The sequence below is a fragment of the Lelliottia sp. 7254-16 genome, assembly GCF_002922995.1.
In the GTDB taxonomy this organism is placed as follows: Bacteria; Pseudomonadota; Gammaproteobacteria; order Enterobacterales; family Enterobacteriaceae; genus Enterobacter; species Enterobacter jeotgali.
On sequence record NZ_PQVS01000004.1, the window covers coordinates 326650 to 347927 of the forward strand.

22 protein-coding genes are annotated in these 21278 nt (G+C 54.7%); 6 read left to right on the forward strand and 16 right to left on the reverse strand.

Annotation, left to right across the window (positions count from 1 at the left end; translation table 11 throughout):
• From plsX to yceD, 3 genes are all read right to left on the reverse strand, one after another.
• A complete protein-coding gene (plsX, locus tag C3708_RS08615) occupies positions 1-1035 on the reverse strand; it encodes a phosphate acyltransferase PlsX (RefSeq protein WP_095281593.1) in 1035 nt (344 codons plus the stop codon).
• 80 nt (positions 1036-1115) lie between these two features.
• Positions 1116-1289, reverse strand: a complete 174-nt coding sequence (gene rpmF / locus C3708_RS08620; RefSeq protein ID WP_095281592.1) for a 50S ribosomal protein L32 — start codon at positions 1287-1289, stop codon at positions 1116-1118.
• Positions 1290-1305: 16 nt separating this feature from the next.
• Positions 1306-1827, reverse strand: coding sequence for a 23S rRNA accumulation protein YceD (yceD, locus tag C3708_RS08625; RefSeq protein ID WP_095281591.1), 522 nt, complete (start codon positions 1825-1827; stop codon positions 1306-1308).
• Positions 1828-1967: 140 nt separating this feature from the next.
• Here yceD and C3708_RS08630 point away from each other — a divergent pair, with 140 nt between their 5' ends.
• A complete protein-coding gene (locus tag C3708_RS08630) occupies positions 1968-2552 on the forward strand; it encodes a nucleoside triphosphate pyrophosphatase (protein WP_095281590.1) in 585 nt (194 codons plus the stop codon).
• A 129-nt stretch (positions 2553-2681) separates the two neighbouring features.
• On the opposite strand, the gene rluC is transcribed toward C3708_RS08630, so the two are convergent.
• A complete protein-coding gene (rluC, locus tag C3708_RS08635; protein ID WP_167551113.1) occupies positions 2682-3629 on the reverse strand; it encodes a 23S rRNA pseudouridine(955/2504/2580) synthase RluC in 948 nt (315 codons plus the stop codon).
• A 571-nt stretch (positions 3630-4200) separates the two neighbouring features.
• Here rluC and rne point away from each other — a divergent pair.
• On the forward strand, positions 4201-7368 hold the full coding sequence (gene rne / locus C3708_RS08645; protein ID WP_103948651.1) for a ribonuclease E: 3168 nt from the start codon (positions 4201-4203) through the stop codon (positions 7366-7368).
• Positions 7369-7425: 57 nt separating this feature from the next.
• Here the strand turns inward: rne and C3708_RS08650 are convergent, their stop codons facing one another.
• Positions 7426-8358: a LysR family transcriptional regulator gene (locus C3708_RS08650; protein WP_103948652.1), complete on the reverse strand. Its 933-nt coding sequence runs from the start codon at positions 8356-8358 to the stop codon at positions 7426-7428.
• A 109-nt stretch (positions 8359-8467) separates the two neighbouring features.
• Between C3708_RS08650 and C3708_RS08655 the strand changes: the two genes are divergently transcribed.
• The gene (locus C3708_RS08655) at positions 8468-9682 is read left to right on the forward strand and encodes an MFS transporter (RefSeq protein ID WP_103948653.1); all 1215 of its coding nucleotides are present in this window, start codon (positions 8468-8470) and stop codon (positions 9680-9682) included.
• Between the two features lie 81 nt (positions 9683-9763).
• Here C3708_RS08655 and flgL read toward each other — a convergent pair whose 3' ends face one another.
• The 11 genes from flgL to flgB form a co-directional block, all read right to left on the reverse strand.
• Positions 9764-10717: a flagellar hook-associated protein FlgL gene (gene flgL / locus C3708_RS08660; RefSeq protein ID WP_103948654.1), complete on the reverse strand. Its 954-nt coding sequence runs from the start codon at positions 10715-10717 to the stop codon at positions 9764-9766.
• 14 nt (positions 10718-10731) lie between these two features.
• Positions 10732-12375 (reverse strand): flagellar hook-associated protein FlgK, encoded by a 1644-nt coding sequence (flgK, locus tag C3708_RS08665; protein ID WP_103948655.1) that lies wholly within the window; start codon positions 12373-12375, stop codon positions 10732-10734.
• A 73-nt stretch (positions 12376-12448) separates the two neighbouring features.
• Positions 12449-13402 (reverse strand): flagellar assembly peptidoglycan hydrolase FlgJ, encoded by a 954-nt coding sequence (gene flgJ / locus C3708_RS08670; RefSeq protein ID WP_095281584.1) that lies wholly within the window; start codon positions 13400-13402, stop codon positions 12449-12451.
• The gene (locus C3708_RS08675) at positions 13402-14499 is read right to left on the reverse strand and encodes a flagellar basal body P-ring protein FlgI (RefSeq protein ID WP_095281583.1); all 1098 of its coding nucleotides are present in this window, start codon (positions 14497-14499) and stop codon (positions 13402-13404) included. Before C3708_RS08675 ends, flgJ begins: the two co-directional genes overlap by 1 nt.
• 12 nt (positions 14500-14511) lie before the next feature.
• A complete protein-coding gene (gene flgH / locus C3708_RS08680; protein WP_095281582.1) occupies positions 14512-15210 on the reverse strand; it encodes a flagellar basal body L-ring protein FlgH in 699 nt (232 codons plus the stop codon).
• Between the two features lie 54 nt (positions 15211-15264).
• Positions 15265-16047 (reverse strand): flagellar basal-body rod protein FlgG, encoded by a 783-nt coding sequence (gene flgG, locus C3708_RS08685; RefSeq protein WP_012016988.1) that lies wholly within the window; start codon positions 16045-16047, stop codon positions 15265-15267.
• An 11-nt stretch (positions 16048-16058) separates the two neighbouring features.
• Positions 16059-16814: a flagellar basal body rod protein FlgF gene (locus C3708_RS08690; RefSeq protein ID WP_095281581.1), complete on the reverse strand. Its 756-nt coding sequence runs from the start codon at positions 16812-16814 to the stop codon at positions 16059-16061.
• A 20-nt stretch (positions 16815-16834) separates the two neighbouring features.
• Positions 16835-18043, reverse strand: coding sequence for a flagellar hook protein FlgE (flgE, locus tag C3708_RS08695; RefSeq protein ID WP_095281580.1), 1209 nt, complete (start codon positions 18041-18043; stop codon positions 16835-16837).
• Between the two features lie 26 nt (positions 18044-18069).
• Entirely contained in the window at positions 18070-18780 is a 711-nt protein-coding gene (gene flgD / locus C3708_RS08700; protein ID WP_095281579.1) for a flagellar hook assembly protein FlgD, read from the reverse strand.
• An 11-nt stretch (positions 18781-18791) separates the two neighbouring features.
• Positions 18792-19196, reverse strand: coding sequence for a flagellar basal body rod protein FlgC (flgC, locus tag C3708_RS08705; protein WP_095281578.1), 405 nt, complete (start codon positions 19194-19196; stop codon positions 18792-18794).
• A gap of 3 nt (positions 19197-19199) precedes the next feature.
• Positions 19200-19616, reverse strand: coding sequence for a flagellar basal body rod protein FlgB (gene flgB / locus C3708_RS08710; RefSeq protein ID WP_095281577.1), 417 nt, complete (start codon positions 19614-19616; stop codon positions 19200-19202).
• Between the two features lie 158 nt (positions 19617-19774).
• On the opposite strand from flgB, the gene flgA reads away from it, so the two are divergent.
• From flgA to flgN, 3 genes are all read left to right on the forward strand, one after another.
• A complete protein-coding gene (gene flgA, locus C3708_RS08715) occupies positions 19775-20434 on the forward strand; it encodes a flagellar basal body P-ring formation chaperone FlgA (protein WP_095281576.1) in 660 nt (219 codons plus the stop codon).
• A gap of 92 nt (positions 20435-20526) precedes the next feature.
• Positions 20527-20820: a flagellar biosynthesis anti-sigma factor FlgM gene (gene flgM / locus C3708_RS08720; protein ID WP_095281575.1), complete on the forward strand. Its 294-nt coding sequence runs from the start codon at positions 20527-20529 to the stop codon at positions 20818-20820.
• A 4-nt stretch (positions 20821-20824) separates the two neighbouring features.
• Entirely contained in the window at positions 20825-21247 is a 423-nt protein-coding gene (flgN, locus tag C3708_RS08725) for a flagella biosynthesis chaperone FlgN (RefSeq protein WP_095281574.1), read from the forward strand.
• Positions 21248-21278 lie beyond the last annotated feature (31 nt).

A 21278-nucleotide genomic window follows, 5' to 3' on the forward strand; every position in this document is an offset into this window, starting at 1 on the left:
TCAGTCACTTTTTGCTAATACAGATCCCAGGCGAGCGGCAATCCGCTGTGGGACTTGTCGCTGCACCGCCTGCACTGCCTGTTCTATCGCGACGGTAAACGCTCGCTGATTGGCCGCACCATGACTCTTAATCACCGTGCCACGCAATCCTAACAGACAGGCGCCATTATACTGGTCGGGGTTGAGGTGACTGAATCGCCGCGTCAGGCTTTTTTGTAACCAACGCTTTAATAAAATCAGCCACCAGGACCTTTTTTTCCCTTCGCCCTGCAATTTCAGCAGTGAAAGGAACATCCGAACCACCCCTTCCATCGTTTTTAACGTTACGTTGCCCGTAAACCCATCGCACACCAGAACATCGGTCTTACCGGTCAATAATTCATTAGCTTCAAGATAGCCAATATAGTTGATTGACGGCATGGATTTTAGCAATTCTGCGGCATCGCGGATGCTATCCAGACCTTTGGTTTCTTCTTCGCCGATATTCAGCAACGCCACACGGGGATTCACAATCCCCACGACTTCTTCTGCCAGCACCGAGCCCATAATGGCAAACTGGGCCAGCATCGTACTATCACAATCTACGTTGGCGCCGAGATCCAGCACAACCGTTTTGCCCTTTTGCTGATGCGGTAATACCGTCACCAGCGCAGGACGCTCAATCCCCTCAATGGGTTTGAGCATTAATTTCGCCAGCCCCATCAGCGCACCGGTGTTTCCGGCGCTGACGCAGGCTTCAGCCCGCCCTTCTTTCACCAGTTCCAGCGCAATTCGCATTGAGCTTCCGCGACTGTTGCGGATCGCATGCGATGGCCGGGCATCACTGGCAATAACTGACTGCGCAGGGATAATCTGCAGACGTGAACGTTGTTCAAAGTCAGCTTTTGCAAGTAATGGCGTGATGGTATCGGGATTACCGACTAAAAGAAGTGTGAGTTGTGAATTAGAATTCAGTGCCTGCAATGCTGCAGGCACTGTCACGGAAGGCCCAAAATCTCCTCCCATGACATCTAACGCCAGGGTTAGACGTGTCAAGATAGTTTCACTGCCCGGTTCGGTGGATCCCCCGCTTTCACGGGGAATGCCTCACTAAGCTTCATCACGCTTGCGCGTGATTACTTAGTGATTACCTTGCGGCCACGGTAGAAACCGTCGGCAGTCATGTGGTGACGCAGGTGTTGTTCACCAGAAGTCTTGTCTACAGACAGGCTGGTAACTGCAGTCAGCGCGTCATGGGAACGACGCATGCCACGTTTGGAACGGGTTGGTTTATTCTGTTGTACGGCCATGGACCTTACTCCTTAATTACTTACGCTTTAAGCTGGCTAATACGGCAAATGGGTTTGGTTTTTGCGCTTCATCAGGCAATTCACCAAAGACCATGTCCGCGTCGGACACTTCACAGTGTTCAGAATCATGCACCGGAACTACCGGCAAGGCGAGGATGATCTCATCTTCAACCAATGCAAGCAGATCGATTTCACCGAATTCGTTAACCTCAATCGGCTCATACGCTTCCGGGAGTGCCTCAGCCTGCTCGTCTGAACGAACCGGACTGAAACAATACGTTGTGTGAACATGACGGGTGAACGGTTTCCCGCAACGCTGGCATTCGAGCGTTACCGTGGCCTTTGCATCACCGGTTAAAACGGCAAGGCGCTGGTTATCGATAGCGAACGACATGGAGCATTCCACATCAGTATCCACACTGACCACAAACTCGGCGATACGTTCGACCTGATCGGCGGTATAGATACCGTCATAATCGAGGCGTTTTTGAGCCGTACGAACCGGGTCAAGAGTCAGGGGTAATTTTACCTTTTGCATAGGGCGCGCATATTAACTTTGTAACGTCATAGAGTCAAAGAAAAAGGCAACCAGGGCTGCCTTTTGCCAATTATTCGCACACATTGCGGCCTGTAGTTTAAAATGGCTGGCATCGATACGCTATATCTGGTGAAAAAAATATGCCAAATCTCGTGCTTGCTTCCACTTCACCCTACCGCCGTGCGTTGCTTGAAAAGTTAGGCGTGCCATTTGAATGCGCCGCGCCTGTCACGGACGAAACGCCGCAACCTGCTGAATCTCCTCGCCATCTGGTGTTACGACTGGCGCAAGAGAAAGCGCAAAGCCTTGCCGAACGTTATCCACATCACCTGATTATAGGCTCCGATCAGGTTTGCGTGCTGGACGGGGAAATTACGGGTAAACCGCATACCGAAGAGAACGCGCGTCTGCAATTAATGAAAGCACGTGGCTCGATCGTCACCTTTTACACGGGCCTCGCGCTCTACAACTCCGCTACAGGCCATCTCCAAACCGAATGCGAACCTTTTGACGTTCACTTCCGTCATTTGAGCGAGCAGGAGATTGAGGATTACGTGCGTAAAGAGCGCCCGCTTAACTGTGCAGGGAGCTTTAAAAGCGAGGGGTTGGGGATTGCATTGTTTGAGAAACTGGACGGACGCGACCCGAATACGCTGGTCGGCCTGCCGCTGATTGCGCTGTGCCAGATGCTGAGGCGCGAACACTGTAATCCGCTTTCTGCATGAATGTTGCCGGGTAACACTGCGTTTACCCGGCCCAGGAATGCACTGTGCGGGGGAATCGTCGGGTGGCGCTTACGCTTACCCGACCTACAATCCCGTAGGCCCGTGTAAGCGCAACGCCGTCGGGCTAAATTAGCCGCGCAGGACTTTCAGACAGCGCTTCAACTGGTCATCCAGCGGCGCTTCGACGCGCATGATTTCACCCGTGCCAGGATGGGTAAACTTCAGCGCAGCGGCGTGCAGGAACAGGCGAGACAGCCCTGTTTTAACCAACTGCTTGTCAAATTCACGATCGCCATAGCGGTCATCAAACGCAATCGGATGTCCGGCATGTTGCGTATGCACACGAATCTGATGCGTGCGTCCGGTAACCGGGCTACAGCGCACCAGCGTGGCGAACTCATAACGCTCTTCAACCTTAAAGCGGGTTTCTGACGGCTTGCCTTCGCTATTAACGCGCACGATGCGCTCACCGCTTTGCAGAATATTTTTCAGCAGAGGCGCCTGCACCACTTTGACATGGGATTGCCACTGGCCTCGTACCAGCGCCAGATAGTCTTTCTGCATCCCTTTCTCGCGCAGCTGTTCATGCAACGAACGCAAAGCAGAGCGTTTTTTCGCCACCAGCAGCACGCCGGAGGTGTCGCGGTCCAGACGGTGAACGAGCTCAAGGAAACGCGCTTCCGGGCGCAACGCGCGCAGACCTTCGATTACGCCAAAACTTAAACCGCTGCCACCATGTACTGCTGTACCAGAAGGTTTATTCAGCACGAGGATATGATCGTCCTCATACAGAATAGCGTCAGTCAGCGCCGCCACTTTATGCAGATGCGGCGAAACAGCCTCTTCTTCACGTTCGGCGACACGCACTGGCGGAATACGCACTTCATCGCCCGCTTCCAGTTTGTACTCAGGTTTGACGCGTTTTTTGTTCACCCGCACCTCGCCCTTACGCAAGATGCGATAAATCATACTTTTTGGCACGCCTTTCAGCTGAGTGCGCAAAAAGTTGTCGATTCGTTGCCCCGCTTCGTCATCAGCGATAGCAACCATTTTTACGGATGGAGTCTCTGTTTTCATGGTTGGCGATTCTAAATATCGATCCGCATTAGCGCCACTCATTTTTCTATGCTTATATTTACTTTCATCCGGACAGTGTTCTTCGCGCGCAATCGATTTGGCGGTTATTAAACCAATCATCTCGTTGAAGTGAAGAAACTGTGAGTAACCGGGTGATAAATGGTAAAAGTCATCTTGCTATATCTGGGTTAGCAATGGAATAATGAAGCCGTTTTCCGCGTTAAATCCGGGTTTTGTAAGGATGTCGACGGAATGACCCATTTTGTCTGACCGATCATCCACGCAGCAATGGCGTAAGACGTATTGATCTTTCAGACAGTTAGCGGGCTGCGGGTTGCAGTACTTACCGGTAAATGGAATCTTCTCTGGAGAGTGTTCCCAGGCTGTTCCCCTGAATAATCGCGCTGTATTTCCGTATGAAATACAGGCAACCGACACTTTGCGCCTCTTAAGCGCGCGACAACCGTGAGGTTGGCGACGTCAATAGTCACGAGGCCATCGGTTCATACCCCGGAAAGCGTCACCTTGCCCGCAGCTTAGTCGTCAATGTAAGAATAATGAGTAAGTTACGATGAAAAGAATGTTAATCAACGCAACTCAGCAAGAAGAGTTGCGTGTCGCCCTTGTGGATGGGCAGCGTCTGTACGATCTGGATATCGAAAGTCCTGGACACGAACAGAAAAAAGCGAACATTTACAAAGGCAAAATCACCCGCATTGAACCAAGCCTTGAGGCCGCATTCGTCGATTACGGCGCTGAGCGTCACGGTTTCCTTCCTCTGAAAGAGATTGCCCGCGAATACTTCCCTGCCAATTACAACTCCCACGGTCGTCCGAACATCAAAGATGTGCTGCGCGAAGGCCAGGAAGTTATCGTTCAGATTGATAAAGAAGAACGCGGCAACAAAGGCGCTGCGCTGACCACCTTTATCAGTCTGGCAGGCAGCTATCTGGTTCTGATGCCGAACAACCCGCGTGCGGGCGGTATCTCCCGCCGTATCGAAGGCGACGACCGTACCGAGCTGAAAGAAGCGCTGGCGAGCCTGGAACTGCCTGATGGCATGGGCCTGATCGTGCGTACCGCAGGCGTTGGCAAATCTGCAGAAGCGCTGCAGTGGGACCTGGGTTTCCGTCTGAAGCACTGGGAAGCCATCCAGAAAGCAGCAGAAAACCGCCCGGCGCCATTCCTGATCCACCAGGAAAGTAACGTCATTGTACGTGCGTTCCGTGACTACCTGCGCCAGGACATCGGCGAGATCCTGATTGATAACCCGAAAGTGCTAGAGCTGGCTCGCCAGCACATCGCAGCGTTGGGTCGTCCGGATTTCACCAGCAAAATTAAACTGTACACCGGTGAAATCCCGCTGTTCAGCCACTATCAGATTGAATCTCAGATCGAATCCGCCTTCCAGCGTGAAGTGCGCCTGCCTTCTGGCGGTTCTATCGTTATCGACTCCACCGAAGCGCTGACCGCTATCGACATCAACTCCGCACGCGCAACTCGCGGCGGCGATATCGAAGAAACGGCCTTCAATACCAACCTTGAAGCTGCAGATGAAATTGCCCGTCAACTTCGTCTGCGCGACCTGGGCGGCCTGATCGTTATCGACTTCATCGACATGACCCCGGTTCGCCATCAGCGCGCCGTGGAAAACCGTCTGCGTGAAGCCGTTCGTCAGGATCGTGCACGTATCCAGATCAGCCATATTTCTCGCTTTGGCCTGCTGGAAATGTCGCGTCAGCGCCTGAGCCCGTCACTGGGTGAATCAAGCCATCACGTCTGCCCTCGCTGTAGCGGTACGGGTACCGTGCGTGACAATGAATCTCTCTCTCTCTCCATTCTGCGTCTCATCGAAGAAGAAGCGCTGAAAGAGAATACCAAAGAGGTTCACGCGATTGTTCCAGTACCTATTGCCTCCTATCTGCTGAACGAAAAACGTGAAGCGGTTAGCGCCGTTGAAACGCGTCAGGGCGGCGTGCGCTGCATCATCGTGCCAAACGATCAGATGCAAACCCCGCACTACTCTGTCCTGCGCGTGCGCAAAGGCGAAGAGACCAGCACCCTGAGCTACCTGCTGCCGAAACTGCATGAAGAAGAGATGGCAATGCCGTCTGATGCAGAGCCTGCAGAGCGCAAACTGCCTGAACAGCCGGCGCTGGCGACTTTCATCATGCCAGAAGCGCCTCCGGCTCCTGCCCTGGAACAAGCGCCAGCGAAATCTGCTGCGCAGAAGCCTGCGGCAGAAGCTAACGCTACACCGTCTGAACCTGGCTTGCTGAGCCGTTTCTTCGGCGCACTGAAGAAAATGTTCGCCAGCGAAGAACCTCAACCGGAACAACCTAAAGTTGCGCCGAAGGAAGAGAAGCAAGAGCGTCCGCAGGATCGTCGTAAACGTCAGAACAACCGTCGCGATCGTAATGACCGTAACGATCGTAACGATCGCCGCGATAATCGTGACAACCGCGATAATCGCGATAACCGTTCAGACAATAACGAAGGTCGTGAGGCGCGCGAAGACAACCGTCGCAACCGTCGCGAGAAGCCACAGCAGCAAAAAGTGGAAGATCGTGAAATCCGCCAGACAGCGGGCGATGAGTCTGAAAACACCAGACAGCGTGACGACCAGCAGCAGCCGCGTCGCGAACGTAACCGCCGTCGCAATGACGATAAACGTCAGGCGCAGCAGGAAGCGAAAGTTGTTAACACCGAAGCGCCGGTTGAGCAAGATGCTGAGCAGGAAGAACGCGTCCAGGTCATGCCGCGCCGTAAGCAGCGTCAACTGTCGCAGAAAGTTCGTTTCCAGACTGAGCAGTCTGAGGTTATCGCCCCTGTTGTTGAACCGGTTGTTGAAACCGCCCAGAACACACAGCTGGCAAAACTGGATCTGCCTGCAGTTGTTGAAGCGACTCCTGAGCACGATGACAACGGTGAAGCACGTGATAACAACGGTATGCCACGTCGCTCCCGTCGCTCTCCGCGCCACCTGCGCGTGAGCGGTCAGCGTCGTCGTCGCTATCGTGACGAGCGTTACCCAACTCAGTCTCCGATGCCTCTGACCGTGGCCTGTGCGTCACCAGAATTGGCCTCCGGTAAAGTCTTTATCCGCTATCCGATTGCACGTCCTCAGGAACAGCAGTTTGAAGAGCAAAACGTGGCCCCTGAAGCCATTGAGCCAATCGTTGCTGCTCCAGTTGAAGTGGCTGAAGCTGCCGCCGTTGTGGTTGAAGAGACACAGCAGGTCGTTGCTGAACCTCAGCCGGTTGTAGAGTCTGCGCCAGTTATCGAGCCTCAGCCGGTTGTTGAAACCGCTGAAATCGAAACCACGCATCCGGAAGTGATTGCTGCGCCGGTAGACGAACAGCCGCAGTTCATCGCCCAGGAAGATACCGTGGTGGCTGAACAGGTTGCAGAAGAAGCTCAGCCCGCTGAAGCAGTGGTAGAAGAAGAAGTTGTCACAGAAGCGGTTGTTGAACAGCCTGTTGAAGTGACTCCTGAGCCACAAGCACCGACTCCAGCCCCGGTTGTAAAACCAGAGCCTGTTGTTGCCGCAGTGGTTGAACACCACTATGCGACTGCACCGATGACGCGTGCTCCAGCACCGGAATACGTACCAGAAGCGCCACGTCATAGTGACTGGGTGCGCCCTGCGTTCGATTTCGATGGCCGTGGTTCTGCGGGTGGTCATAGCGCCACTCACCAGGCAACCGCTCCGGCGACACGCCCACAGCCAGCTGAATAACTCGCTGTCATAACGAAAAGCCGACCTTGAGGGTCGGCTTTTTTTTTTGCCTCTTGTTTACGGGATGGGTTTGCGCATTCCGGCTATTTGCGGCATGACTTCACGCATCATTTCCAGAAAACGTCTTAAGCGTGCCGGATAATAACGCGACCACGGATAAACCAAATGAACCGGAAGCGCAGCCGGTTGCCAGCCCGGCAACACATGAATTAGCCTCCCCTCACGAATATCCTCTTCAACCGTCCAGCTTGATACTACCGCCAGGCCTAATCCGCTCAGCGCCATGTTGCGTGTAACATACAGGCTGTCGGTGCTCAGACGCGGGGAGATAGCAATGCGTTTTGGTGGCTCAGACATCCCCTCAAACAGTTCGATATGCTGATGATAAAAACTTTTGAGCGCTATCCACGGGAATGCGCAAAGATCCTCAGGTGTCTCCGGCGCGGTGTACTGTGCCAACAGAGAAGGTGCCGCAACAACGCAGCGCGGGACTTCGGCCAGCAATACCGAAACCGTATTTGGATCAATCTCCGCGCCCACCCGGATCGCGCAATCAATATTATCACTCAGAAAATCAGCGGTTCTGTCATTGAGCATCCAGTCAACGGACAGCTGCGGATAGCGGGTTAAAAATTGGCTCAATGGCACCAAAAGCTGCTCCTGACCAAAAGCATGAGGCGCTCTCACACGAAGAGTGCCGACCGGTTCATCCTCGGATTGCCCTACTTCATCCTCAAGCACCAGCCAGCTGTCGATCACCTTTCTGGCGTGCTGATAACAACGTTCGCCATCATCAGTGAGCTTCGTCGCATGTGTGGTACGCAACAATAATCGCACGCCGAGAAGTGTTTCCAGTGATTGTAACCGTCGGCTGACGGTCGCCTGGGTTGTTTCCATCTGTCGGGCGGCACCAGAAAGCGATCCTGATTCCACGATGCGTACAAAGGTCCGCATTAATTCGACTCTATCTATACGCTCTGTTCGTTTCATTATCATTCTGGCTATACGTTACGCGTATAGATGTTTTACCACCCCGCTGGCTACCGCCTCAAGTGTCATTGCTGAAAAATAGCCTCATTCCATGAATGAGGTACACCTAATGAACAAAACCACTATCACTCAGACCACCAGCCGCTGGGTTGTTTTTATCCTTGCGATTGGCGCAGGATTCAGCGTTGCATCCATTTATTATGCTCAACCGCTTTTACCCTTAATGGGCGCCGATCTGCACTTGAGTATTGAGGGTATGGGGATGGTCCCGACGCTGACACAGGCGGGTTATGCGCTGGGTATATTGTTTCTCCTGCCGCTGGGCGACCGTCACGATCGCCGGACGTTAATTCTTATCAAAAGTGCCGCGCTGGCGCTCTTTCTTCTCGGCTGTAGTGTGACCGGACAACTCCATTCGCTGTTGCTGGCAAGCTTGATGATCGGCATGGCTGCGACAATGGCGCAGGATATTGTCCCCGCCGCAGCCATTCTTGCACCGGAGGGCAAACAGGGAAAAACCGTCGGCACGGTCATGACCGGTCTGCTGCTGGGCATCCTGCTATCCCGAACCGTCAGCGGCCTGGTGGGCGAAGCCTTCGGCTGGCGCGTGATGTATCAACTGGCTGCCGTCAGCATCGCCTTTATCGGGGTGGTAATGTGGACCGTGTTACCGCGCTTTGCGATTCACTCCACGCTCAGCTACCCAGCCCTGATGCGCTCAATGGAACACCTGTGGCGTCGCTATCCGGCCCTGCGCCGTGCAGCACTGGCTCAGGGTTTTCTGTCCATTTCATTTAGCGCGTTCTGGTCAACGCTGGCAGTGATGCTGTTGGAACGGTATCACCTCGGTAGCGCAGTCGCAGGTGGATTTGGTGTCGCTGGAGCCGCAGGCGCGCTTGCCGCCCCGCTGGCAGGAAATCTTGCAGATAAACTCGGTGCAGGCAAAGTCACCCAACTCGGTGCTGCGCTGGTGACCGTGTCGTTTGCACTGATGTTCCTGATGCCCGCAGTAGGCACCCACGGGCAGCTCGTTCTGATTGCGATATCAGCCGTCGGTTTTGATCTCGGATTGCAGTCAAGCCTGGTCGCCCATCAAAATCTGGTCTATAGCCTCGAGCCACAGGCTCGTGGGCGACTTAATGCTCTACTGTTTACCGTGGTCTTTATTGGGATGGCACTCGGTTCGGCGTTGGGGAGCAAAGTGTACGCCGTGGCAGGCTGGCAAGGCGTCGTGGCCCTGGCCACTGTCTGTGGGGCAATAGCACTCATTATTCGCCTGATAGAAAATGCCCGAGTGATGGCTATGCAAGTACAAAATCTTTAAAAAAAAGCCCAATCCGGAATCTCCGGGTTGGGCAGACAAAACATATCCAGTTTCAAGACATGTTTTAAGAGGCTAAAATTGTTACTTGTTAAGCTGGAACAGGGACATTCCCTGCATATCGCTGAATGCTTTATAGGATGCCTGAAGCGCCGCTTGCTGCATGGTGTAAGACGAAATCGCCGAGTTCCAGTCAACATCAACCAGGTCGCTCATCTGCTGAGTTTGGCCCAGCGCACGGTCATCACCCAACGCATCCAGCTTATCGAGTTCATTCAGTTTGGTGCCCAGATCGGCGCGCACGGTCAGCACGTTATCCAGCGAGTTGCTTAACCCACGGTTGGCTTTATCAATGCTTGCCACCAGAGCATCTGTTTTCGCCTGATCGCCAGCAACCGGTGTATTCAGTGCCGCAATAGCGGTATCCAGAATTTTGAAAAGATTGGTTTCCTGCGTACTTCCGGCAGGCTCTGGTTTTGCGTTGCTGGTAAATTTATCAAACACATCGGAACCGGTATGGCTAATCTGCATATCACGTGCAGAATCGACCTGCTGAGTGATAGCTGTGTTGCCGCCTTTATAGGTACCGTCTGTCTGATCAAATGGCGCTGTGTCGGTTTTAAAACCCGCAAAGATATAACGGCCATTACCATCCGTGCTGTTCGCCAGGTTTACCAGCTGGTCGCGGATACCCTGCAGATCGGTTGCTACCGATGCTCGGTCGGTATCACTCAATGAACCGTTGTTGGCATAAACGATTTTATCCTGAGCAGACTGGATCGCGGTCGTCACCTGACTTAACACGCTCTCTTCCAGAGATACTTTCTGCGTCGCAAAAGTTCGCGCCAGTGCATACTGGCTATTCTGCGACTGCGCCTGCGACAGCACCACCGCCTGTGACGCCGCGATCGGATCGTCAGACGGGCGATTCACACGTTTTCCGGTGGACATCTGTTCGCCATAACCCAGCCATTTGCTTTGGGAATCCGTGATCCCACGCATATTTTGCTGGTACATCATTTGGGTGCTAATGCGCATTGTTCACCTCAGCCTTAGCGAATATTAATTAACGCATCGAAGAGCGTACTGGCCGTTTGCAGCACCTGCGCATTCGCGAGGTAATACTGCTGGAAGCGTTGCAGGTTGCCGTACTCTTCGTCGAGGTTAACCCCGGAGATAGACTGCTGCTGATTGCTCAACTGCGTCACTACGTTATTTTTGGTTGCAGCACTGGTTTTCAGTGAAGAGGTGGTGCTACCAACGGTGCTGACCAGCGACGCATAGGCATCGTTAAAGCTTTTATTACCGCCAACCACTTTGCTGGTTTGCAGCGCAAGCAGTGCTTTACCGTTGAGGTTATCACTCTCACCGCCGGTCGCAGAACCTGCCATTGCCAGTTTTGACTCATCGCTAATGGCGAGATCCATATTGACGATAGAGTCCACAACCGGTTTTACCGTGAAGCTGTCTTTGGTTGCCGCAGAGCCGCTGACGTTGACGGTTATGCCATCGAAGGTCATATTCCCGCTGCCGTCTGGCGTCGCCGTGAATGACGTTTTGTCAGAAGTACGGGTGACGGTCCAGTCGGTACCGTTAAATTCGAGCTTGTAATCCGTCGCCTGAACTTTAGTGCTGTCTGCAACGGATGCGGTCATCGTCGCACCCGGTACGCTATTTTTGCTGTTACCAATGACGGCCGGAGAGCCGATATCAAAGAACTTGCCGCCCGCATCTCCGTTAGCATCAAACCCTTTAGCATGCTGTTGGTTCATCGCATCCGCAAAAGAGAGTGCCAGTTGGTTAAGCGTATTACGTGCTTTATCCAGATCTTCCGAGCGGAACGTTAACAGACCGCCCAATGAGCCGGTGTTCAGCACCTTCTCGGGAATCTCGATATTACCCGCTACAGAATCGACAAACGCCACGGTCGTACGTGCTGGGTCAGCACTAGATGGAACAGCCGCGAGCTGGTTCGCCGTGCTGCCCTGCACCAGGTTGTAACCATTACCGAATGAGACGTTGTAAGTCCCACCGTCCTGAACAGCAACTTCCACGCCTACAATCTGATTCAGTTCGCTCACCAGCTGATCGCGCTGATCGAGCAAATTGTTAGGAGAAGCGCCAGCCCCGACGCCGGTCAGACGTGAAATCTGATCGTTCAGATTAGCAATCTGTTTGGCATAGTTGTTGATCTGATTGACGCTGGTCGAGATAGCGGTATTCACCTGCTTATCCTGGTCGCGCAGATACTGGTCGGTAGTCTTGAACTGATTCACCAAACCGTCAGCCTTACCGAGTACGGTCTGACGCGCGGCCGGATCTTCGGCGTTGCTGACCAGCGTTTGCAGGCTGGTAAAGAAGCCTTGCAACGTCGTGGAAAGGGAATTGGTGGTATCAGACAGCACGTCGTCAATTTTCGACATCTGCTGATAACGCGTGGTCAGGCCGCTGCTCTGGGTCTGTGCCGCACGCAGCTGGTTAGTGATGAACGAATCATACTCACGCTGCACGCCGGAAACGTAAACACCATTACCCACCCAGCCGCCGCCGGTCAACGTACTGTTCGATGCACCCAGCACCGTGGTCTGGCGGGTATACCCGGCCACGTTATAACTGGAAATGTTGTTACTCACAGTATTCAGTGCCGACTGTGCCGCACTGAGGCCACTCATGGCGCTGTTAATCAAACTGGACATTGAGATTCCTTGTAAACTTTCAGACACGAGTCCTGATAAGGATTATCGACACCGCTCGCGCAAACTTGAGGCTTTAGAACAGATTTTCGAGATCGGTGCTGTAGGCTTTACTGACTTTCTCGCCCATCGCTTTAAGCTGCTGAATCATACCGGTCAGTTTGCGGGCATATTGTGGGTCGGTCGCATACCCTGCATTCTGCAATGCCTGTGCACCCTGCTCCGCCGTCGCAGCCTGAGTGACCGCTGCGTAGCGCGGATTTCGACTCAGCAGCCCGACATAATCAGACAAGGCTTCAAGATAAGAGCTGTAAACGCGGAATTTGGCTTTAACCTTCACCGCCGCGCCGTTTTCAAATTCGGTGGTGGTGATTTCCGTGGTCGGCCCTTTCCAGCCTGACGACGCCTTCACGCCAAAAATGTTAAAGCTAGGTTCCCCGTTTTCACGGCGAATCTGGCGCTGGCCCCAGCCGGACTCCAGCGCAGCCTGCGCCAGAATCAGGTGGTGCGGCACCCCGCTCTGCTCGCTGGCGAGACGCGCCGGGAGCGAAAGTTGAGCGAGGAAGTCTTTGCTGTCGCCCGACAGCGGTTCATCGCTGTTGGACGTCGTTTTGGGCATCGCTTTACGCACCATCTGCGTCAGCGCCTGGTTCTGATAGCTGGTCACCGTTTCAAGGTCAAACTTCATCGGCACTTGCTGCGGCTGTTCTTCTGGCTGAACACCCTGCGCCGCCTGCATCTGCTTGACGATCATATCGGCGAGGCCAAGTCCCTTACCTGATGTCATCTGCTGGGCAATCTGCTGGTCATACATGCTGGTGTAGAGTCGCGTCGAATCGCTGCTGAACATACCGTCTTTCGGCAGCGCTTCACGCATGCTTTTCAGCATCATCTGCACAAACATCCCTTCCACCTGACGGGCGACCGGGCGGAGGTTCGCCGCCGGATCGGTGCCTGCTTTGGTTTTCAGTTCATTGAGCGACTGGGCATCCCAGGCCGCACTTGCCATCAGTTTGCTATCGCCCAGCATTAGATGATTTCCAGTTTGGCGCGCAGACATCCTGCACTTTGCATCGATTGCAGAATCGACATCAGATCCATCGGCGTCGCACCCAGCGCGTTCAACGCGCGGACCACGTTGTTCAGGTTGGCGCTCGAGCGCACGCTTTGCAGCGAGCCGCCGCTCTGACGAAGGTCAATCTGCGTTTGCGGCGTGACAACCGTCTGACCGCCACCAAATGGCGTATCGGGCTGGCTGACGTTCGCCGAACGGCTGACGCTGATGGACAAGTTGCCCTGCGCTACCGCACAGCTATCCAGCGTGACTTCGCGGTTCATGACCACCGAACCGGTACGCGAGTTGATGATCACCTTGGCATCCTGAAGCGGGACGTTGACTTCCATATTCTGGATATCGGCCAACATGCGCACCTGGTTGCTGCTACCGGAAGACGTGCGGATCTGCACGGTGCGGGCATCCAGCGCCGTGGCGCTACCAAAACCACGGCTGCGGTTGATGGTGTCGGCAATCTGCTGCGCCATCGTGAAGTCTTCATTATTCAGCTGCAGATTGATGGTATTCCCGGCGCCAAACTGCGTCGGCAGTTCACGCTCGATAATCGCCCCGTTGGTAATACGCCCGCCATTCAGCTGGTTCACCTGCACGCTGCTCCCGCCCGCCGATGCACCCGCACCGCCGACCAGAATGTTACCCTGCGCGAGCGCATACACCTGGCTATCGACCCCTTTCAGCGGGGTCATCAGCAACGTACCGCCGCGCAGACTTTTGGCGTTACCCATCGAAGAAACGACGACGTCGATGGTCTGTCCCTGGCGCGCAAAGGCCGGGTAGGATGCGGTAATCATTACCGCTGCCACGTTTTTCAGCTGCATGTTGGTGCCCGTCGGGACGGTGATCCCGAGCTGGGACAGCATGTTGTTCAAACTCTGAGTGGTAAATGGCGTCTGGGTGGTCTGGTCGCCTGTACCGTCCAGGCCGACGACCAGGCCGTAGCCAATCAATGAGTTTTCACGTACGCCCTGTACACTGGTGAGATCGCGAATTCGGTCAGCCTGGGCGACAGTTGTCACCAGCACCAACACCATCGCGAAGAGGGATTTAAACATAGGTCACCTCGCTTACATCGGCGATAAATTAAGGAAGAAGCGTTGCAGCCAGCCCATATTCTGCGCTTCGTTGATGTAGCCGTTACCGACGTACTCAATGCGCGCATCCGCCACCTGGGTAGACGGTACGGTGTTGGTGCCACTGATGGTGCGCGGGTTAACCACACCGGAGAAGCGAATGAATTCAGTGCCCTGGTTAATGGCGATCTGTTTTTCACCCACGACGTGTAAATTGCCGTTAACCAGAACCTGGTCAACTGTCACCGTCAGCGTGCCGCTGAAGGTGTTGCTGGCGTTGGCGCCGCCTTTACCGTTAAAGCTGTTGCCGCCAGAGGCATCCACATCAGCTCTCGCATTGCCGAACAAGCCCTGCAGATAGCGCGGAACGGTATCAAAGCCAAAGTTGGTTTTTCCATCGCGGCTGGCATTCGCCGAGGAGCTTTTGCTCGCACTGACGTTTTCCTGCAGCGCAATGGTCAGTGTATCGCCGACGTTGCGCGGTCGACGGTCTTCAAACAGCGGCTGATAACCGTAGTTAATCGGCTGCGCAGACTGGAAAATGGAGCCGTTCACCACCGGCGTCGGACCGGGAACGGGTTGGGCGGTAGTCGCACCCTGAACCAAAGGTTTTGACGGGATCAAGGCGCAACCGCTCAGGGTAACGGCCAGGACAGTCAGAATTGGATAACGAAACGCCGCGTTTTTTTGCATTGCCTTCATCTTCGAAAACAGGGAGCCGGTGCGGGTTACCGCACCGGACACACCTTAAAGTTGCGTCAGTTTTTGCAGCATCTGGTCGGTCGTCGACACTGCTTTACTGTTAATTTCATACGCACGCTGAACCTGGATCATGTTGACCAACTCTTCCGCCACGTTGACGTTAGAGGTTTCGACATAGCCCTGATACAGCAGCCCTGAACCATTCAGGCCCGGCGTACTTTCATTCGGCGCACCGGAAGACTGAGTTTCGGTGTAGAGGTTCTCACCAATGCTTTCCAGACCGGTATCGTTCATGAAGGTCGTCAGGTTAAGCTGCCCAACCTGAACAGGCGCGGCCTGCCCTTGCTGCGTCACGCTCACCACGCCATCACGCCCGATAGTGATGCTCAGGGAGTTCGCCGGAATGGTGATCGCAGGCTGAACCTGAAAACCACCGGCTGTCACCAGTTGGCCATTCTGATCAACCTGGAAAGAGCCGTCACGGGTATAAGCTGAGGTTCCGTCAGGTAACTGCACCTGGAAGAAACCCTGGCCTTTGATCGCCACGTCTTTGCTGTTGTTGGTCTGAGACAGGTTGCCCTGGCTGTGCAGACGTTCGGTCGCCACCGGACGCACACCGGTACCAATTTGCAGCCCTGACGGCAGGGTGGTCTGCTCGGACGACTGCGCGCCCGGCTGACGGATGGTTTGATAAAGCAAATCTTCGAACACGGCACGCTGACGCTTAAAACCATTGGTGCTGACGTTCGCCAGGTTGTTGGCGATGACATCCATATTGGTTTGCTGCGCGTCGAGACCGGTTTTCGCGATCCATAAAGAGCTGATCATAGGAAATCCTGTTAAGTCATAGACAGCAGTTGGTTAGCACGGCCGGCGTTTTCATCCACGCTGGTGATAACCTTCATTTGCATTTCGAAACGGCGGGCGCTGGCAATCATATCGGTCATCGCGGAAACCGGTTTGACGTTGCTGCCTTCCAGCACGCCGGACATCACGCGAATGCTCGGGTCGGCCTGCAGGGTTGGGCCACGCGTGGCCTGTGCGGCCTGGCTCAGACGGAACATCCCGTCGTCGCCGCGCGTCACTTCATTGCCTTCGGCTTTCACCAGCTTCAGTTTTCCAACCGGGGCGATGGTGTTGGCCGGATCGCCCGGATTCAGCGCCGAAATGGTCCCGTCCGCTGCGATAGTGATTTCCGAACCTTCCGGCACGGTCAGCGGGCCTGCTTCGCCAATCACCGGATGGCCCTGAATGGTCATCTGGCCGGTGGCATCAACCTGGATATTACCGTTGCGGGTATAGCCTTCGGAGCCATCCGCCGTTTGCACCGCCAGCCAACCGTCCTGCTGGAGTGCAACGTCCAGCGGGCGCGAGGTGTAATCCATCTGGCCCGGCGTCATATCGGCACCCGGCGTTGAGGCGATAACCAGCGTACGCGTCGGCAACGACAGCCCTTCGACCGGCACGGCACGCAGCGCATTCAACTGTGCACGAAAGCCCGGCGTTGAAGCATTCGCCAGGTTGCTGGCGGTCACAGCCTGCTGATTCATCGTCTGGCTGGCTGCGCCCATCGCCGTATATATTGCGTGATCCATGACATCATCCCGTTAGACGATTAACGCAGGTTGACCAGCGTGTTGAGGATCTGATCCTGGGTTTTGATGGTCTGCGCGTTCGACTGATAGTTACGCTGCGCGACAATCATGTTCACCAGTTCTTTACTCAGATCGACGTTGGACGCTTCCAGCGCGCCGTTGGTCAGCGTGCCGAAGTTACCGGAACCGGCAGTGCCGAGCAGTGCAACACCAGAGGACTGAGTGGAAGACCAGACGTTATCACCTTCGGATTTCAGACCTTCGTTGTTGGCGAAGTTCGCCAGCACGATCTGGCCCAGAACCTGAGTCTGTTCGTTGGAGTAGTTACCCACAACGGTGCCGTCGTCGTTGATCTGGTAGCTCACCAGGTCGCCCGGCTTGTAGCCGTTCTGGTTGGTCGCCACGATGTTGTTCGCGCCGGTGTTCTGCTGCATGGAGTTGGTAAAACTCATCGCGAAGGTCGCAGGCGTTGCACCAGGCATGGTTGCAGTGGTGATATTGACCTGGCCACCGCCGGTCAGAACGCCGCTGGCGTTAAAGGTCAGTGTGGTCGCCAGTGCAGGAGTGCTACCCGCTACGCTGCCGTCCTGGGAGTAGACCTTCCAGCTGTTCGCTGCCGTGTCTTTGACGTAGAACAGGTTCATGTTGTGCGCATTACCCTGGCTGTCGAAGACGGTGACGGTCCCTTTTTTGTTGTAGGAATCCGAGTTCGTCGGGTCGAAAGGCGTCACGGTAGGTACGGTATCGGTGGAGTTCAGGTTGATCTGCTGAGACGCGGTGGTGGTGGACTTCGCCGCCATCAGCGTGTTTGGAATCGAGATCGCCTGCGGGTTCGCACCGGTCTGAACGGATGGCGGTGTACCAGCAACCGGGTAGCCGGTCAGCTGCAGGCCCTGCATGTTCACCAGGTTGCGGTTTTCGTCGAGTTTGAACTGACCGTTACGGCTGTAAAACACAGAACCGTTTTCATCAACCATACGGAAGAAACCGTTCTGGCTGATAGCCACATCCAGCCCACGGCCAGTGTTAGTGGTGGTGCCGTCGGTAAAGTCCTGGGTGATACCCGCAACTTTAACGCCCAGACCCACTTTAGAACCGGCAAACATGTCCGCGAAAGACGCAGTACCGGATTTGAAACCATAGGTCGCGGAGTTGGCGATGTTGTTGCCAATGACGTCCAGGTTGGTGGCCGCAGCATTCAGGCCGCTGACCGCTTGAGAAAAGGCCATGACTTACTCCTGATAAGTGTTAAGGCTTAAATAATCTGCCGAACTTCGTCGAGTGTGGTGGTACCAGAAGTACCCAAATCCAGTTTGTTGCCATCAGAGCCACGAATTACACCCTGCACCAGGGCGAATTGCAGTGGCTGAGCCACCAGCTGAGTCGTCCCGTTGCTGGCGGAAATCGCCACTTTGTAAGAACCGTTCGGCGCCGTTGTGCCGTCGGTCAGGCTGCCATCCCAGGTAAAGGTATGCACACCCGCTTTCAGGTCACCAATGTCGATCGTACGCACCACAACACCGTCTTTGTTGGTGATGGTGGCGGTCACTTTGTCGGCCGGTTGCTGCAACTCAACGCCAAATGGCGTGGTCGTGGTGGTGCTGGTTCCGTCGGTGGTGCTGGTGCCTGCAAGGATAGTTGTGCCTGGGATCATCACGCCGTGACCGATCAGGTTGGCCGCCTGCAGAGACTGACTGTTGTCAATTTGACCGGAGACAGAGCCCAGAGTGGTATTGAGTTTTTCAATGCCGCTGACGGTACTGATCTGCGCAAGCTGCGTGGTCAGTTCGTTGTTCTGCATCGGGTTCGTCGGGTCCTGGTTTTTCAACTGCGCAACCAGTAACGTCAAAAAGCTGCCCTGTAAATCGGCAGCGCTGTTACCGGTCAGCGAGCTGGAGCCCGTAGACGTACTGGTGCTTTGGACGCCGGAGTTGGTCGGGTCATTCACATTGACGGCGATGGACATTCGTGTCTCCTTTACTGGCCGAGAGTGAGCGTTTTGAGCATCATGCTCTTCACGGTATTGAGCACTTCAACGTTCGCCTGGTAGCTGCGTGACGCTGACATGGTGTTCACCATTTCGCCGACCACATCGACGTTGGGCATTTTGACGTAGCCGTTGGCATCCGCCAGCGGATTGCCTGGCTCAAACACCAGTTTGTCCGGCGCCTGGCTTTCAACCACATCGGCGACTTTCACGCCGCCGGTTGCCGCGCCCGGCGCAGCATCGACCTGGAAGACAACCTGTTTGGCACGATAGGGCTGGCCGTCCGGTCCGGTCACGCTGTCGGCGTTCGCCAGGTTACTGGCGGCCACGTTAAGACGTTGAGACTGAGCGGTCAGCGCTGAACCCGCGATATCAAAAATATTCAGTAAGGCCATAAATTAGTTGCCCCCCTGCAGGACGGTCTTCATGCCATTAATCTGTCCACCGAGCACGGTTAGCCCCATTTGATACTTCAGGCTGTTGTCGGCAAACTGGGTGCGCTCCCGGTCCATATCGACGGTGTTACCGTCCAGAGATGGCTGGTCGGGGATGCGGTAAAGTAAATCGGTGGAAGGCGCAGTCATCGCCTGAGCGGGAATATGGCGTGCAGACGTCAGCGCAAGGGCAACACCCGTACCCTCAGCCCGGCCACGTTCCATGACTTTTTTAAGCTCACTGGAAAAATCAATATCGCGCGCCTGAAACCCCGGGGTATCGGCATTCGCGATATTGGCGGCCAGGATCTCCTGCCGCTGGGCGCGCAAATTGAGCGCTTCCTGTTGAAAACGTAACGCGGCGTCGAGTTTATCGAGCATGTCTCCTCCGCTGATGGCGAAATTTCAGCATGTAGCTTAAATCTCAACCCGTACGCCTTATCGACGGAATAAACGCAAAATGCGTCGCTATTTGTTGCGTTGATGAGAAACCCTAAAGGGTAGAATCCTGTTAAATCCAGGAACCACGGGAATTTGAGATGCTGACGTTCAAAAGTGGCCTTGCCGCAACCCTACTGCTGTTAAGTCCCCTGTCACAGGCAGCGGATCTTAATGCCCAGCTGACGGCATTTTTTGCCGAGCGACTGGCCGGGTTTAGCGATGAGGTCTCGGTTAACGTCCGTACGCAACCCAACCTTCTGCCGTCCTGCGAGCAACCTTCGTTCAGTGTCAGTGGCAGCACAAAGCTGTGGGGCAACGTGAACGTGCTCGCACGCTGCAATAACGAAAAACGGTTTTTACAGGTGACGGTACAGGCGACCGGAAATTACGTTGTCGCCGCCCAATCAATCGCCCGTGGCAGCGTGTTACAGCCAGGCAATGTCGAATTAAAACGTGGCCGTCTGGATCAGCTTCCGCCACGCACAATGCTGGATATTAATCAGGCGCAGGACTCCGTGAGTCTGCGCGATTTAGCGCCGGGACAAGCCATACAGCTCTCAATGCTGCGTCAGGCATGGCGCATTAAAGCCGGACAGCGCGTGATGGTGGTGGCGAACGGAGATGGCTTTAGCGTCAATAGCGAGGGCCAGGCGCTGAACAACGCTGCCGTCGCCCAAAACGCACGCGTAAGGATGTCTTCAGGTCAGGTGGTAAGCGGAACCGTCGGTTCTGATGGGAATATTCTGATTAACCTATAATCTTTTTAAAGATTTCGCGGCGGCTGCCGATAAATAATCAACAAATGAAGATGTCAGGCGCCAACGCCGCGAACCTCTATGAGGACAACACAATGAGCATTGATCGTACATCGCCCCTGAAGCCGGTTAGCACTGTACAACCTCGCGAAACGAACGACACGCCAGCCCTTAAAGCGCGTCTGGAAAAATCGTCCACGGCCAACAGTACCAGCGTCACCTTAAGTGATGCGCAGTCCAAACTGATGCAGCCGGGCACCAACGATATCAATATGGAACGCGTCGAAGCGCTTAAAACGGCGATTCGTAACGGTGAACTGAAAATGGACACCAGCAAAATTGCTGATGCGCTGATTCAGGAAACACAGAACTTCCTTCAGAGTAAATAACCGCATGAGTCGACTGTCAGAAATATTGGATCAAATGACGGTAGTCCTGAACGATCTGAAGACGGTGATGGATGCCGAGCAACACCAGCTCTCTGCAGGTCATATTAGTGGCAGCGCCCTGCAGCGCATTACTGAAGATAAAAGCTCGCTACTGGCAACTCTGGATTATCTGGAGCAGCAGCGTCGCGCGGAGCAAGACCCGCGACGGAGTGCCAATGATGATATCGTTGAGCGCTGGCAGACCATTACCGAAAAAACGCAGCACCTTCGCGATCTCAACCAGCACAACGGCTGGCTGTTAGAAGGACAAATTGAACGCAATCAGCAGGCGCTTGAGGTGTTGAAACCTCATCAGGAGCCGGGTTTGTATGGCGCAAATGGCCAGACATCCAGTTCGCGCGGCGGCGGGAAGAAGATTTCGATTTAATCGCCAGAGCGATTAAGCAGGGAACGGGGAG